This window comes from Streptomyces sp. NPDC004031 (genome assembly GCF_053604375.1).
In genome coordinates this window covers 1-12,435 of sequence record NZ_JBSGHL010000032.1, presented here as the reverse complement: position 1 = coordinate 12,435, position 12,435 = coordinate 1, and the positions used below count along the sequence as shown (strand labels likewise).

The window sequence follows — 12,435 nt, the reverse complement described above, 5'->3', positions numbered from 1 at the left end:
GCGGGGCGGATCTCAGCGGGGTACGGGGCGGACGGCGAGCGGTGCGTCCAGGGACTGGTGGCCGCCGCTGGCGACCATGCGGACCTCGCCGTCCGCACTGATCTCCGCGCGGACGATACCGGTGTCGTCCGCGTAGATCGGGTAGCCGCCGGCGCCTGACCGGTCGGTGCGGTGCACCAGCACCGCGTCGTCCTCCACCGCCGCGGCGTGGAAGACCAGCTCGTAGGTCTCCGGATAGTCCATGGCTCTACCTCCGGGCATGGGCTTGCCGGTCCCTTCCATGGTCCCTCACCCGCCCGCCGGGCGCGCGCCCGGGGGGCGGAATCCGGCCGGAGCCCGGCGTACCGGGGCGTGCCGCGGTGCGAAGTGGCGCGTCCCGGGTGGCGGTCGCACAGTGGAAGGGAGGGCCGAAGCGCCGGTGCGCGCCCGTAGGCCCGCCCGCCGGGCCCCGCCCGCGGTACGGCTCCGGCGGTCCGCCGCCCGCCCTACCCACGTAAGGGGATATTCATGGCAACCGACAACGACTCCCGGTCCGTCTCCAGCCGCCGCAGCGACGTCGGCGGCAAGACCACCATCGCGGATTCCGTGGTGGCCGTCATCGCCGGTATCGCCGCCCGTGAGGTCGACGGGGTCCACACGATGGGCGGCGGCGCCTCCCGCGCGATGGGCGCCGTACGCGACACGGTGTCGCGCTCCACCGACTTCACCCGCGGCGTCAAGGTCGAGGTCGGCGAGAAGCAGGCCGCGGTGGACCTGGACGTCGTGGTCCTCTACGGCACCGAGATCGACGACGCCGCCAAGCAGATACGCTCGCACGTCGCCAACGCCGTCGAGCGCATGACGGGCCTGGAGGTCGTCGAGATCAACATCGGCGTGCGCGACGTCTACATCCCCGGCGAGGAGTCGGACGAGGAGTCCCAGTCCCGCGTCCAGTGACCTCCCGCACGCCCCTGCCGGGCCCGGCCGCCCTCCGCGCGGCCGGGCCCGCGGCGTGCGCGGGGCCGCGGCCGGTCAGCGGGCGGGCAGCGCGGCGGCGAGGGCGGCGCGGATCGGGGCGAGGTCGACGTCGGCGGCGATCGTCGCGGGCTCGGGCCGCTCGGTCGCGAGCTGCTCCATGCCGAACAGGGCCCGCAGGAAGCGCGGGTGGACGGTACGGGCGAGCAGGTCGTCCGCGACCCGGTCGGCGTCCTGGGGCCCGAGCCGGCAGTTCTCACCGAGGAAGCCGGCCAGCCGGGCGTGCGCGGAGCCGATGACCGCCTCGTGGTAGCGGGCGGACGCCTCGGGCAGCCGCTCGGCCTCGGCGATGCCCATCCGGCACATCCGCAAGGTGGGCTCCCACAGCAGCGTCTGGAGGAAGCGCCCGCAGTACAGCACCGCGGCCTCCGCGGGGTCCTCGGCGTAGTCGCCGGGCGTCCCGAGCCGGTCGAGGTACAGCCTGCGCACCAGGTCCACGACGGCGAGGAAGAGCTTGTCCTTGCTCTCGAAGTGCGCGTAGAGCGTGCGCTTGGACGTCTCGGCGCGGGCGGCCAGCTGGTCCATCGAGGTGCGTTCGAAGCCCGTTTCCAGGAAGACGTTCTTGGCCGTGAACAGGATGTGCTCCCGCAGTTCGTCGCCGCGCCTTGCCATGCGCCCTCCTGTGCAGCAAAGTAAACGGTACGGTAGAGTTTACTTGAGTCGAGGTCGAGGAGTCCGACATGATCGTCGTCACCACACCCACCGGAAGTATCGGCCACCAGGCCCTTGAGCACGTCATCCGTGCGGGCGCCCCGGTCCGGGTCATCGCCCGCGACCCCTCCCGGCTGCCCGCCGCAGTCCACGAGCACGCCGAGGTGGTCAAGGGCGCGACCGACGACCCCGCCGCCCTCGCCGAGGCCCTCACCGGCGCCGACACCGTGCTGTGGGTGCTGCCGCCGGACCCGCGGGCGGCGAGCGTCCACGCCCACGTCATGGACTTCACCCGCCCGCTGTGCGACGCGATCGTGGCCCAGGACGTGCGCCGCGTCGTCGCCGTGTCCAGCCTCGGCCGGACGGTCGCCCGCAACGCCGGGCAGATCTCCGCGGTCTTCGCCATGGACCACCTCGTCGAGAGCACCGGCGTGCACTACCGCTCGCTCGGCATGCCCGGCTTCATGGAGAACACCCTCGGGCAGCTCGGACCGATCAGGAACCAGGGCCTGTTCTTCGGCACCCTGCCCGCCCGCCGTACGTCCCCGGTCGTCGCCACCCGCGACATCGCCGCCGTCGCCGCGGCCCTGCTGCTCGACCCGCAGTGGACGGGCCAGGAGAGCGTTGCGGTGCCCGGCCCCGAGGACCTGTCGCCCGACGACATGGCGCGCGTCATGACCGAGGAGCTGGGCCGCCCGGTCGCGTACCGGGAACTGCCCCGCGAGGACTTCGTCGCCGCGATGACCGGGCACGGCATGACCCGCGCCTGGGCCGAGGGCATCGCCGGCATGACCGCCGCCGTCGACGCCGGCCTCTACGACGCCGAGTCCTACCCCGACCGGGCCGTCACCACCCCCACCACCTTCCGCCAGTGGTGCCGCGAGGTGCTGCGTCCCGCGCTGGACGCCTGACACCCGGCGGCCGGGCCGCGCCCGTACGCCCCCACCAGGGGCGACGGGCGGCGGGCCGGGCCGAAAACCGTTCGAGGGCGGCCACGGCGGGCAGGTAGCGTCGGCGGTATGGACCCCCTGACCGACGCCGAGCTGCGCGCCTCCTTCGTCAACTGCTCCAAGGGGGAGGCCGGGCGCATCAACCTCCCGCGGGACCTGCCCGCCCTGCCCTGGGCGGACCTGGACTTCGTCGGCTGGCGCGACCCGGGCGCCCCCGACCGCGCGTATCTCGTCGCCCCCGCCACCGCCCCCGGTGGCAAGGCGGTCGGCCTCACCCTGCGGATCGCCCCCGGCGCCCGGCGCAGCCTGATGCGCAGCAGCCTGTGCGGGCTGTGCCTGACCGGCCACTCCGGCGGCGGCGTCGACCTGCTGGCGGCCCCCCTCGCGGGCGCCGCCGGGCGGCAGGGCAACACCGTCGCCCTCTACATGTGCGCCGACCTGCAGTGCTCGCTCTACATCCGCGGCAAGAAGACGTCGGCGCTGGTCCGCCGCATGGAGGAGACCCTCACGCTGGAGGAGCAGATCGGCCGCACCCGGCGCAACCTCGACGCCTTCCTGGCCAAGGTCACCGTCCGGGCGGCGTGAGCGGCGGCCGCCGCGCGCTCGCGCGCTCCCCGGTTCGGGCGGACGCCGGGCGCGGACACCGGTGCGGGACCGGTCACAGGCCGACGGGCACCGGCGCGTCCGGAAGGCCGTCCGCGGCGAGCCGCGCGAGCAGCCCGCCCAGGTCGCGGGGGGAGAACAGGTCGGTGCCGCGGTAGCCGCGGATGTCCTCGGGCCGCCACCACCGCGTCCCGGTGACGTTCTCCGCGGCGAGCTGCTCGTCGGTCAGCGCGCCGCGCGGGCCGAAGTGCGGGGTGCGGACGAGGAAGTAGTCGTTCACGACGCCGTCGTAGCCGGGCGCGTGCGCGGGATCCACGACCTCCTGGTGCCAGACGTGCGGCGGCTCGCCCTCCAGCGCGAACCCCACCTCCTCGCGCAGCTCCCGGCGCAGCGCGTCGAGCGCCGTCTCCCCGCGCTCGACGCCCCCGCCCGGCGCGGCCCACACCACCAGCGTCCCGCCCGGCCGGGCGAAGGCGAACCGGCACAGCAGGATCCGCCCGCCCCGCTCGTCGAGCAGGAGCGCGCGGACGGCGTGACGCAGGTTCAGCGGCGGCATCCGCACACGATAGCCACGTGGCGAACGGCTTCCGTCGCCGGACCGGCTCCGCGCCCGGACGGCAGCCTCCGGGGAGGACTGCCCGGACGGCTTTCCTTCCCGGGGCCGCGCGAGCCCGGCCCCGGGGACGCCGCGCGCGGCCGTCACCGCAGGACAGGCCCCTCCCGCAGGCCGCCGCCCGGGGCCGCTCCGGCATGATGGAGGTGTCGGCCGGCCGCGGAGCCGGTCACCGAGCAGGAGGGGGCCGGAGATGCGCGCAAGCGTCACCGCGGTCAGCGCCAGTGGTGCGTACACGTTCACCAAGCCCAACCGCGGCGGCATCCGGCTGATCGCCGGTCTCGGCGTGGAGGGCGACGTGCACTCCGGCGTGACCGTCAAGCACCGCTCGCGCGTCGCCAAGGACCCGACGCAGCCGAACCTGCGCCAGGTCCACCTCATCCACGAGGAGCTGTTCACCGAGGTCGCCGACGCGGGCTTCACCGTCGCCCCCGGCCAGCTCGGCGAGAACATCACCACCAGCGGCCTGGACCTCCTCGGCCTGCCGACCGGCACCCTCCTGCACATCGGCGCCACCGCCGTCCTGGAGGTCACCGGCCTGCGCAACCCCTGCCGCCAGATCGACGACTTCCAGCACGGCCTGCTCAAGCAGGTCGTCGGCCATGACGCCGAGGGCAACGTCGTCCGCCGGGCGGGCGTCATGAGCGTCGTCCGCGAGGGCGGCACCGTCCACCCCGGCGACCCGATCACCGTCGACCTTCCGTCCACCCCCCACCTGCCGCTCGCCCCGGTCTGACCCCGGGGGAGGGGATTTCGACGGCACGGGAGGCCGGAGCAGCCCTGCTGGGCGGAGGTCCTGCGGTACGCGGGGGTACCGATCCGGCAGCACTTCGACGTGCTGGTGGGGGCGGGGAGCAGCACCGTCCACCGGCCCCGCGGAAGGCCGCACCCGACGGTGCCCGCCTACGTCTGCCCGCTCGACCACGGGTACGTCGACGGCACCGACGGGGGCGACGGCTCCGGGATCGACGTGCGGCTGGGCACTCCCGCGGCGCGGGGCCCGCGGCGCTTCCTGTGAACCGCCTCCGGCCCCTGGCAGGCGGTGCGCCGGGTGCGCCAGGATGGCCGCCATGATCTTCGTCGCGGTCGCCTCGGCCGCCTTCCTGGCGGGCGCCTTCGGTACGGCGCGGGCCGTCCTGCACGGCGCGCGCTGCCTGCGGGCGCGCCGCAGCGGCCTGGAACTGCAGGCCGACGTGGTCGGCAACGACAGCGGGCCGACCGCGAACGCCGGGCGCTACAGCCTCACCCCCGTCGTCCGCTACCACGTCGAGGGGCGCGCCATCGTGTCCTCCCTCGTCAACGCCTCCGGCAGGCCCGGTCCGACCGGCGGCGCGATGACCGTCGTGGTCGACCCGGCCCGCCCCTACGAGCCCTACGACCGCTACCGCCTCCTCGGCGCCGTGGACGGCGGCTCCGTCCTGCTCCTCCTGCTGGGCGGCGCGCTGCTGGTGTGGTCGCTGGTCCTGCTCTGAGCCCGCGCGGGAAGGGCGCTACCCGGCGACGCGGGCCGTGCCGAGCCCGGCCAGGACCGCCTCGACCGTCTGCCCGGGTGTCAGGTCGGAGGTGTCCAGCCACAGTCCGCGGCGCGGTGTCCGCCGCAGCTCCTCGTCGAGCAGCCCGACCGTCCAGCCGCCGCCGTAGCCGCTCTTGGGCCGCCCGGCCTCGCGTGCCGCGACCGCTTCCGCCGTCGGGGCGAGGACGACCAGGTACAGCGGCCGCGCCGTCACGGCGTCGAGAAAGCGGGCCAGGTGCTCGCCGAGGACGACGTCCTGGACGACCACGGTCCAGCCTTCCCGCGCGTACAGGTCCGCCACCGCCGCGCAGGCCCGGTACCGCAGCAGCAACTGCGCCGCGGCCCCGGGCGTCGGGCGCGGCGTGAACTCCTCGCGCCCCGACACGACCATCCGCCGGAAGCCGTCACCGCGCAGATGCACCGACCGCGGGAGCCGCTCGGCCAGCAACTGGGCCACGGTGGACTTCCCCGACGCCATGACCCCGGTGACCAGCACCACCGCGCCCCGCAACTCGCCCACCGCCGTCGCCCCGTGCCCGGCCGTCAGCCGGCCAGCGGCACGATGCTCACCGCGCAGTAGTCGTACCCGTCCTGCTTGCCACCGGGATCCTCCCAGACCAGCTCGACCCGCTGCCCCGCCGTCAGCGTGCGGAAGCCGTCCATCCGGATGTGCGAGAAGTGCCCGAAGCACCCGCCGGGCGTCTCCGGCGAGTCGAGCACCCCCCAGCCGTCCTCGTCGCTCCACTCCCGGACCGTCGCGATCACCATGACAGCCACCCTACGAGCCCGCCCCCGCCCGCGGGGTGCAATTTTCGGGCCCCGGCCCCCCTCACCCCAGCCGCCGTACGGCGAACTCCACGACGGCGGCCGCGAGCAGAAGGCGCCACTCCGTCTCGTTCTGGCGCGCGACATCGCCGCCGGGCCTGTCGGGGCCGTCGTCCCGCGCCCGACCGGGAGCCACCCGCGCCCCGCAATCCCGCCGGCTCAGCCCCCCTGCTGCGGGTAGGTGCTGACCTCGATCAGGTTGCCGTCCGGGTCGCGCAGATAGGTGCTGGTGAAGGGGCCGAGCGTGCCCGTGCGCGGGACGGGGCCGGTCTCGACGGGGACGCCGCAGGCGGCCAGGTGTTCCAGGACGCGGGCCTGCGGGTGCGGGGTGACCAGGCACAGGTCGGCGCTGCCGGGGGTGGGGCGGGCGGCGTGCGGGAGCAGCTCGGCGCCCGCCTGGTGCAGGTTGATCTTGACGGTGCCGAAGGTCAGCGCGCGCCGTCCGTCGCCGAAGGTGACCGGCCGCATGCCGAGGACGCGTTCGTAGAAGGCGACGCTGGCCTCGACGTCGGAGACGGTCAGCACCAGGTGGTCCAGCCCGCCGACCAGCGGCCCGGTCACGGGACCGGCGCCGTAACGGCCGAGCAGCCGCGTGCAGGCCTGCTGGGCGGGCGCGGACAGCAGGCCGCGCGAGCGGGTGAACAGGTCGGCGAGATCGGGGCCGTAGCGGGCCGCGAGGTCCGCGTTGTGCGCGACCAGGTCGAGTTCGTTCGCGGCGGTGATCTCCATCAGGGCCCGCAGGTCGGCCTCGGCGGGGACGCCCTCGGCGCCGGAGAAGCGGTCCCGGAAGACGACGGGGGAGCCCTGGCCGAGCTGCGGGTAGACCGCGGAGCGGTCGCAGCTCGCGTAGAAGTGGACCAGCTCCTCCGCGCGTTCGCCGACGAGCGCCGCGAGCCGGGCGCGCTCGCCGGTGCCGATCAGCGCCTCGTCGAAGCCGTCCGTCCCGTACGCGGCGTGGCACAGCCCCGCCGTCCGCACGTCCGGGCCGGCGCCCCACTCCTCCAGCAGCCGCTCGACCCGGCCCAGGTGCGCCAGCAGGGTGCCGCCGGGGTGGGGGATGCGGTCGGCGCCCCGCTCGCGCAGGAAGTCCTCGATACGTGCCCGGTCGGGCTGCGGTTCGTTCCGGCTCATCACCATGTCACGAGTTATAGTCGTGACGTGAACGCCGAGGCAAGCGATATGGGCGAGGACGTGCCCGCCGGGGAACTGCAATTCAACTTCCGCTCCGGCCGCCTGTGCCTGGCGTTCGTCGCCACGGTCGGCGAGCGCTGGCGCGGCCGGTACGAGCGGCTGCGCGAACCGTCCGACCTGGCCCGCTGGTACTGCGAGGCGGGGCTGCTCCAGGAGCCGCCGGACGTCACCCGGTCCGGCCTGGAGGCCGCCCGGGTGCTGCGCGAGGCCGTCCACCGCCTCGCCCGCGCGGTGCTCGCCGGGCAGGCCCCCTCGCCCGCGGACGAGGCCGCCGTCAACGCCGCCGCGGCCGCGCCACCCCTGGTGCCCGTCCTGAGCGGCGGTACCGGGCGGCTGACCCTGCCGGCCGCGCGCGGGCAGCAGGCGGCCCTCAGCACGGTGGCCCGCGACGCCGTCGACCTCTTCTCCGGCCCCGCCGCGGCCCGCCTGCGCGCGTGCGCGAGCCCGGAGTGCGCCCTGCTGTTCGTCGACACCAGCCGCCCGGGGCGCCGCCGCTGGTGCTCCAGCGAGGCCTGCGGCGGCAAGGACCGCGCCGCCGCGTACCGCCGCAGGCGCGCCACGACGCCGGAGGGCTGAACCCACGCGACTGCCGGACCCCGCGGCTGTCGGAGCCCCGCGATTGCCAGACTCGCGCGACGGCCAGACTCCCGCGACGGCCAGACACCCGCGACGGCCAGACCCCGCGATTGTCAGACCCCCGCGCGAGGATGGCGGGTATGACGACAACTCCCGCCGTTGAGGCGTTGGCCACCCCTGCCCAGTACCGGGACGCGGTCACCCGCGTCCGCGAGGCCGCCCGCGCCTACTACGGCGGAGACGGTGACTTCGCCGCCGAGAGCGTGCTGGACGACGCCACGTACGACGGGTTGCTGCTCGCCCTCGCGGCGTACGAGCAGGCCCATCCGGACGAGGCGGCGCCCGACTCCCCGACCACCCAGGTCGCCGCCGGGGCCGCGCCGGTCGGGGACGTCGCGCACGGTGTGCCGATGCTGTCGCTCGACAACGTCTTCTCCGCCGAGCAGCTGACCGCGTGGGGTGAGGGACTGCAGCGCCGCCTGGGCCGCCCGGTCGAGGGCGGCTTCACCGTGGAGCCCAAGCTGGACGGCGCGGCGATCGCCGCCCGCTACCGCGACGGGCGCCTGGTCCAGGTGGTCACCCGCGGCGACGGCCGGTTCGGCGAGGACGTCAGCCATGTCATCGGCACGATCGACGGCCTGCCGCAGTCGCTCGGGACGGCGGTCACGGTCGAGGCGCGCGGCGAAGTGCTCTTCACACAGGAGCAGTTCGAACGCGCCAACGAGATCCGTGTCGAGCACGGCGCCACGGTCTTCCGCAACCCGCGCAACGGCACCTCCGGCACGCTGCGCGCCAAGGACCGCCCCTACCGCCTGGCCATGACCTTCTGGGCGTACGGCGCCGTCAACCTCGACGGCGGCACCTTCCTGCCCGAGGGCGCCTCGCACAGCGAGGTGCTGGCCCTGGTCTCCGCGGCCGGGGTGCGGACCACCCGCGACAACCCGGCCGGGCTGCGCCGCGTCGGCACGGTCGAGGAGGCGCGGCGGCGGGTCGAGGAGATCCAGGCGATGCGGCCCGGCCTGCCCTTCGGGATCGACGGCGTGGTCGTCAAGGCCGACACCGCCGCCGAGCAGCAGGCCGCCGGCTCCGGCTCGCGCTTCCCGCACTGGGCCGTCGCCTTCAAGCTGCCCGCGGTCGAGCGCACCACGGTGCTGCTGGACGTCGAGTGGAACGTCGGCCGGACGGGCGTCATCGCCCCCCGCGCGCGGCTGCGGCCCGTCGAGATCGACGGCAGCACCGTCGAGTACGCCACGCTGCACAACCCCGCCGACATCCGCCGCCGCGACCTCCACCTCGGCGACACCGTCACCGTGTACAAGGCGGGCGACATCATCCCCCGCGTGCAGGCCGCGGTCGTCCAGCTGCGCCCGGCCGGTGCGGCCGAGGTGCCGCTGCCCGCGGTCTGCCCGAACTGCGGCAGCGACATCGACCGCAGCCAGGAGCGCTGGCGGTGCGTCAAGGGCGCCGCCTGCCGGCTGCCCGCGCTCATCGCCTACGCCGCGCAGCGCGACTGCCTCGACATCGACGGCCTGGGCAGGACGTACGTCACCTGGCTCGTCGACTCCGGCGCCGTCATCGACATCGCCGACCTCTACACCCTCGACCTGGCGACGCTCTGCGAGGCGGCCGGGAGCGACAAGCGGGGCGCCAAGCTCGCCGACCAGATCCTCGCCGCCAAGGCCAAGCCGCTCAGCCGCCAGCTGTGCGCCCTGGGCATCACCAACACCGGGCGCCGCCTGTCCCAGCGCATCGCCGCCCACTTCCGCACCATGGACGCGGTGCGCGCCGCGAGCGCGGAGGCGTTCCAGGACGTGGACGGCATCGGGCCGGAGAAGGCGCCCGGCATCGTGGCGCAGATAGCCGAACTCGCCGCGGTCATCGACAAGATGGCCGCGGCCGGCGCCGCCATGAGCGAGCCGGTGTCCGACACCGCGGTCGACGGCCCGCTGACCGCCGAGGACGGCCGCCCGAAGAAGGTCGTCGTCACCGGCAGGATGACCGGCCCGCTCGCCGCCCTCAGCCGCACCGCGGTGAAGGACCTCATAGAACGCGCCGGCGGCAGGGCCGGCGACAGCGTCACCGCCGAGACCGCCTGCCTCGTCGCCGCGCCTGCCGCGAACGGCAGGCTCAGCAGCAAGGCCGCCAAGGCCGGGCAGCTCGGCGTCGAGGTCCTCACCCCGGAGGAGTTCGCGGAACTGGTCGCCGACTACCTTCCCTGACCGGGCGCGTTCAGCGCGCGGGCGGCGGTGCCGGAAGGCCGGCGCCGCCGAAGGCCCGGCGGGCGTGCTCGACGGCGGCGCGGACTGCCGGGTCGCCGGTGTCCTTCCAGGCCAGCACGAGCAGCGCGGGCGAGGGGACGTCGGTGAGGGGGCAGGCGCCGAGCCGGTCGCGGTGCCGGGCGGCCATGGATTCGCTGAGGACGGCGACGGCCAGCCCGCGGCAGGCGAGGTCGGCGAGCGCGTCGGCCGCGCTGGCCTGCAGCGCGATCGTGAGCCGCAGGTCCTGGGCGGCGCACGCCCGGTCCAGCACCGCCCGCAGCCCGGTCCCGGCGGGCATGCAGGCGACCGGGTGGGCGCTCAGCTCGCGCAGCGTCACCGCGTCCCGTCCGGCGAGCGGGTGCCCGGACGGGACGGCGGCGACGAGCCGTTCGCTGACCACCGTCAGCGTGGACAGCCCCTCGTGGGCGGCCTGCGCGGTGCCGACGAGCGCCAGATCGACGGTGCGGGCCCGGACCGCCTCCAGCAGCCGGTCCGAGCCGTCCTCCAGCAGCGACATCCGCACGCCGGGATGCGCCCGGTGGAAGGACGCGAGCGCGTCGAAGAGCGGCGCGAGCGTGCATCCGGTGACCATGCCGACCGTGAGCTGTCCCCGCAGCAGGCCGCTGACCTCGCTCACCGACCGCCCGAGCGCGTCGGCGGCGGCCAGTGCCGCACGCGCGTGCTCCAGCGCGGCCCGGCCCGCGGCGGTGAGCGTGACGGCCCGCTGCGAGCGGTCGAACAGCTCGGCGCCCAGCTCGCGTTCGAGCCGCCGGATCTGCGCGCTGACGCCAGACTGGCTGATGTGCAGCCGGTCGGCCGCCCGGGTGAAGTTGCGCTCCTCGGCCACCGCGACGAAGTACTCCAGGTGCCTCAGTTCCATGACCGATGATGCTAGTTGTCAGAAGAACGAGCTGTTGGACTTCTTGATCGCCCGCGACCAGGCTGGAGGCGAGAGCGCGGCCGGCCGGCCGCGTACCGCCGGAAGCCAGGAGGAACCCGTGAGCACGCCCTCTCCGGAAAGCGTCGCCGCCGCCTATTTCGACGCCTGGAAGAGCAACGACATCGAGCGGGTGCGGCCCCTGCTCCACGACGGCGTCGACTTCGTCGGCGCGCTCGGCACCGCGCAGGGCGCCGACGACGTCCTCTCCGGCCTCGGCGGCATGTTCGCGCTGACCCGGCACGTCGAGGTCGTCCGGCGCTGGGCGGACGGCCCCGACGTCATCACCTGGTTCGAGCTGCGGACCGAGACCTCGGACCCGATGGCCGTCGTCAACTGGAGCCACGTCGAGGAGGGCCGCATCAGCAGGATCAGGGTCACCTTCGACCCGCGCCCGATGCTCGCCTGACACCGCGTCACCCCCCCCGTGCGGGAGACGGCGGCGGACCCGGCCCGGTGCCCCGGTCGGACGTGCATCTAGGATGACCACTTCCGGCTGAACGGGGGAGGGCTGATGACCGTACGTCTGCGCGGGCAGGGCACGCGGGCCGCCGCGGCGGCGGCCGCAGTGGCAGCCGCGGCCGTGCTCGCCGCGTGCTCGGGCGACGGCGGCCCGGCGGCACTGTCGCAGGCCGGGCTGCACGACAAGGTGCGCTCGGCGGCCAAGGAGTCCACGCACTGCCCGCTGGACTACGACCTGGACAAGGCCGCCTCGGCCGCGCACGTGTCCGGGGCGGCGAGCCCGGTCTCGGCACATGTCGATCTGCCGGAGGACGCGGACAAGGACGCCGTGCTCAGCACCGCGCACGCCACCGACGTGGAGTGCGACTACCGGCTGGGCACCCAGCCGGTGTCCGTCGAGACCCTCGCCGCCGAGAAGGGCACCGCGGCCGCCCTGCTGGCCCCGCTGATCCAGCGCGACGCGGGACTGTCCTCCACCGAACTGGCGGCCTACCTCGGCGAGGTGACCAAGGCGTCCACCGGCACCCCCGTCGTCACCTCGACCGGCAACGTCGCCCTCGTGCGGCTGCGCGGGGCCGGCGGCGACAGTGTCGCCCTGATGCTCTCGGCCGGCACCGACGGCCACGCGGAGCTGACCGCGAAGCAGGTCGGCGCCCTCGCGCGGAATCTGGGCGGCCAGGCGCACTGGTGACGGCGCCGGGACGCCGCACCCCGGCCGGACGGTTCCGGCCCGGTGGCCTGCGGGCGCCAATAGGGTCGGACGCGCGCCAGTCTGTCATTTGCCCGACGGGCCGTCAACGCTGCGCCGTACGGGCAGGTGAGGCGGTGTGCGATCGGTGCGA

At 75.1% G+C, this 12,435-nt stretch carries 18 protein-coding genes; 10 read left to right on the top strand and 8 right to left on the bottom strand.

Translation table 11 applies throughout. The features are described 5' to 3' along the window. Positions 1 to 12 precede the first annotated feature (12 nt). Positions 13 to 243 carry a DUF6296 family protein gene (locus ACWERV_RS20880; RefSeq protein WP_452935090.1) on the bottom strand — a complete coding sequence of 77 codons (231 nt, stop codon included), beginning with the start codon at positions 241 to 243 and terminating at the stop codon, positions 13 to 15. Positions 244 to 507: 264 nt separating this feature from the next. On the opposite strand from ACWERV_RS20880, the gene ACWERV_RS20875 reads away from it, so the two are divergent. Then, positions 508 to 936 (top strand): Asp23/Gls24 family envelope stress response protein, encoded by a 429-nt coding sequence (locus tag ACWERV_RS20875; protein ID WP_398190119.1) that lies wholly within the window; start codon positions 508 to 510, stop codon positions 934 to 936. A gap of 75 nt (positions 937 to 1,011) precedes the next feature. On the opposite strand, the gene ACWERV_RS20870 is transcribed toward ACWERV_RS20875, so the two are convergent. Then, on the bottom strand, positions 1,012 to 1,626 hold the full coding sequence (locus ACWERV_RS20870; RefSeq protein WP_452935087.1) for a TetR/AcrR family transcriptional regulator: 615 nt from the start codon (positions 1,624 to 1,626) through the stop codon (positions 1,012 to 1,014). Between the two features lie 68 nt (positions 1,627 to 1,694). Here ACWERV_RS20870 and ACWERV_RS20865 point away from each other — a divergent pair, with 68 nt between their 5' ends. Both ACWERV_RS20865 and ACWERV_RS20860 read left to right on the top strand, forming a co-directional pair. Continuing rightward, the gene (locus tag ACWERV_RS20865) at positions 1,695 to 2,576 is read left to right on the top strand and encodes an NmrA family NAD(P)-binding protein (protein WP_452935084.1); all 882 of its coding nucleotides are present in this window, start codon (positions 1,695 to 1,697) and stop codon (positions 2,574 to 2,576) included. 108 nt (positions 2,577 to 2,684) lie between these two features. Beyond that, positions 2,685 to 3,200 carry an FBP domain-containing protein gene (locus ACWERV_RS20860; protein WP_398190110.1) on the top strand — a complete coding sequence of 172 codons (516 nt, stop codon included), beginning with the start codon at positions 2,685 to 2,687 and terminating at the stop codon, positions 3,198 to 3,200. Between the two features lie 73 nt (positions 3,201 to 3,273). Here ACWERV_RS20860 and ACWERV_RS20855 read toward each other — a convergent pair whose 3' ends face one another. After that, positions 3,274 to 3,774 (bottom strand): NUDIX domain-containing protein, encoded by a 501-nt coding sequence (locus ACWERV_RS20855; protein ID WP_452935082.1) that lies wholly within the window; start codon positions 3,772 to 3,774, stop codon positions 3,274 to 3,276. Between the two features lie 250 nt (positions 3,775 to 4,024). Between ACWERV_RS20855 and ACWERV_RS20850 the strand changes: the two genes are divergently transcribed. The 3 genes from ACWERV_RS20850 to ACWERV_RS20840 all read left to right on the top strand — a co-directional run bounded on the left by ACWERV_RS20850 (position 4,025) and on the right by ACWERV_RS20840 (position 5,303). Then, the gene (locus ACWERV_RS20850) at positions 4,025 to 4,567 is read left to right on the top strand and encodes an MOSC domain-containing protein (protein WP_452935080.1); all 543 of its coding nucleotides are present in this window, start codon (positions 4,025 to 4,027) and stop codon (positions 4,565 to 4,567) included. A gap of 159 nt (positions 4,568 to 4,726) precedes the next feature. Beyond that, positions 4,727 to 4,849 carry a hypothetical protein gene (locus ACWERV_RS20845; protein ID WP_452935077.1) on the top strand — a complete coding sequence of 41 codons (123 nt, stop codon included), beginning with the start codon at positions 4,727 to 4,729 and terminating at the stop codon, positions 4,847 to 4,849. A gap of 43 nt (positions 4,850 to 4,892) precedes the next feature. Beyond that, positions 4,893 to 5,303 (top strand): hypothetical protein, encoded by a 411-nt coding sequence (locus tag ACWERV_RS20840; RefSeq protein ID WP_452935074.1) that lies wholly within the window; start codon positions 4,893 to 4,895, stop codon positions 5,301 to 5,303. Positions 5,304 to 5,321: 18 nt separating this feature from the next. Here the strand turns inward: ACWERV_RS20840 and ACWERV_RS20835 are convergent, their stop codons facing one another. From ACWERV_RS20835 to ACWERV_RS20820, 4 genes are all read right to left on the bottom strand, one after another. Further along, positions 5,322 to 5,855, bottom strand: coding sequence for an AAA family ATPase (locus tag ACWERV_RS20835; RefSeq protein ID WP_452935230.1), 534 nt, complete (start codon positions 5,853 to 5,855; stop codon positions 5,322 to 5,324). A gap of 32 nt (positions 5,856 to 5,887) precedes the next feature. After that, positions 5,888 to 6,112: a cold-shock protein gene (locus tag ACWERV_RS20830; protein WP_452935071.1), complete on the bottom strand. Its 225-nt coding sequence runs from the start codon at positions 6,110 to 6,112 to the stop codon at positions 5,888 to 5,890. A gap of 61 nt (positions 6,113 to 6,173) precedes the next feature. Next, positions 6,174 to 6,305 (bottom strand): hypothetical protein, encoded by a 132-nt coding sequence (locus ACWERV_RS20825; RefSeq protein ID WP_452935069.1) that lies wholly within the window; start codon positions 6,303 to 6,305, stop codon positions 6,174 to 6,176. A gap of 23 nt (positions 6,306 to 6,328) precedes the next feature. Continuing rightward, positions 6,329 to 7,306: a DUF6817 domain-containing protein gene (locus ACWERV_RS20820; RefSeq protein ID WP_452935066.1), complete on the bottom strand. Its 978-nt coding sequence runs from the start codon at positions 7,304 to 7,306 to the stop codon at positions 6,329 to 6,331. 21 nt (positions 7,307 to 7,327) lie between these two features. Here ACWERV_RS20820 and ACWERV_RS20815 point away from each other — a divergent pair, with 21 nt between their 5' ends. Together ACWERV_RS20815 and ligA are read left to right on the top strand one after the other, a co-directional pair. Further along, complete coding sequence (locus ACWERV_RS20815) at positions 7,328 to 7,936, top strand: CGNR zinc finger domain-containing protein (RefSeq protein ID WP_452935063.1); 609 nt, start codon at positions 7,328 to 7,330, stop codon at positions 7,934 to 7,936. Between the two features lie 140 nt (positions 7,937 to 8,076). Continuing rightward, positions 8,077 to 10,155 carry an NAD-dependent DNA ligase LigA gene (gene ligA, locus ACWERV_RS20810; RefSeq protein WP_452935060.1) on the top strand — a complete coding sequence of 693 codons (2,079 nt, stop codon included), beginning with the start codon at positions 8,077 to 8,079 and terminating at the stop codon, positions 10,153 to 10,155. Positions 10,156 to 10,165: 10 nt separating this feature from the next. Here the strand turns inward: ligA and ACWERV_RS20805 are convergent, their stop codons facing one another. Further along, on the bottom strand, positions 10,166 to 11,074 hold the full coding sequence (locus ACWERV_RS20805) for a LysR family transcriptional regulator (protein ID WP_452935057.1): 909 nt from the start codon (positions 11,072 to 11,074) through the stop codon (positions 10,166 to 10,168). 118 nt (positions 11,075 to 11,192) lie between these two features. Here ACWERV_RS20805 and ACWERV_RS20800 point away from each other — a divergent pair, with 118 nt between their 5' ends. Both ACWERV_RS20800 and ACWERV_RS20795 read left to right on the top strand, forming a co-directional pair. Then, a complete protein-coding gene (locus ACWERV_RS20800) occupies positions 11,193 to 11,540 on the top strand; it encodes a nuclear transport factor 2 family protein (protein WP_452935055.1) in 348 nt (115 codons plus the stop codon). A gap of 105 nt (positions 11,541 to 11,645) precedes the next feature. Then, positions 11,646 to 12,284, top strand: a complete 639-nt coding sequence (locus tag ACWERV_RS20795; protein ID WP_452935053.1) for a hypothetical protein — start codon at positions 11,646 to 11,648, stop codon at positions 12,282 to 12,284. Positions 12,285 to 12,435: the final 151 nt, after the last annotated feature.

What these genes read in the sequence shown, in the direction of transcription:
- ACWERV_RS20865 (WP_452935084.1), top strand. Translation starts at nt 1,695, where the DNA reads ATGATCGTCGTCACCACACCCACCGGAAGTATCGGCCACCAGGCCCTT.
- ACWERV_RS20870 (WP_452935087.1), bottom strand. Translation starts at nt 1,626, where the DNA reads ATGGCAAGGCGCGGCGACGAACTGCGGGAGCACATCCTGTTCACGGCC.
- ACWERV_RS20830 (WP_452935071.1), bottom strand. Translation starts at nt 6,112, where the DNA reads ATGGTGATCGCGACGGTCCGGGAGTGGAGCGACGAGGACGGCTGGGGG.
- ACWERV_RS20850 (WP_452935080.1), top strand. Translation starts at nt 4,025, where the DNA reads ATGCGCGCAAGCGTCACCGCGGTCAGCGCCAGTGGTGCGTACACGTTC.
- ACWERV_RS20805 (WP_452935057.1), bottom strand. Translation starts at nt 11,074, where the DNA reads ATGGAACTGAGGCACCTGGAGTACTTCGTCGCGGTGGCCGAGGAGCGC.
- ACWERV_RS20855 (WP_452935082.1), bottom strand. Translation starts at nt 3,774, where the DNA reads ATGCCGCCGCTGAACCTGCGTCACGCCGTCCGCGCGCTCCTGCTCGAC.
- ACWERV_RS20795 (WP_452935053.1), top strand. Translation starts at nt 11,646, where the DNA reads ATGACCGTACGTCTGCGCGGGCAGGGCACGCGGGCCGCCGCGGCGGCG.
- ACWERV_RS20860 (WP_398190110.1), top strand. Translation starts at nt 2,685, where the DNA reads ATGGACCCCCTGACCGACGCCGAGCTGCGCGCCTCCTTCGTCAACTGC.
- ACWERV_RS20840 (WP_452935074.1), top strand. Translation starts at nt 4,893, where the DNA reads ATGGCCGCCATGATCTTCGTCGCGGTCGCCTCGGCCGCCTTCCTGGCG.
- ACWERV_RS20820 (WP_452935066.1), bottom strand. Translation starts at nt 7,306, where the DNA reads ATGGTGATGAGCCGGAACGAACCGCAGCCCGACCGGGCACGTATCGAG.
- ligA (WP_452935060.1), top strand. Translation starts at nt 8,077, where the DNA reads ATGACGACAACTCCCGCCGTTGAGGCGTTGGCCACCCCTGCCCAGTAC.
- ACWERV_RS20875 (WP_398190119.1), top strand. Translation starts at nt 508, where the DNA reads ATGGCAACCGACAACGACTCCCGGTCCGTCTCCAGCCGCCGCAGCGAC.
- ACWERV_RS20880 (WP_452935090.1), bottom strand. Translation starts at nt 243, where the DNA reads ATGGACTATCCGGAGACCTACGAGCTGGTCTTCCACGCCGCGGCGGTG.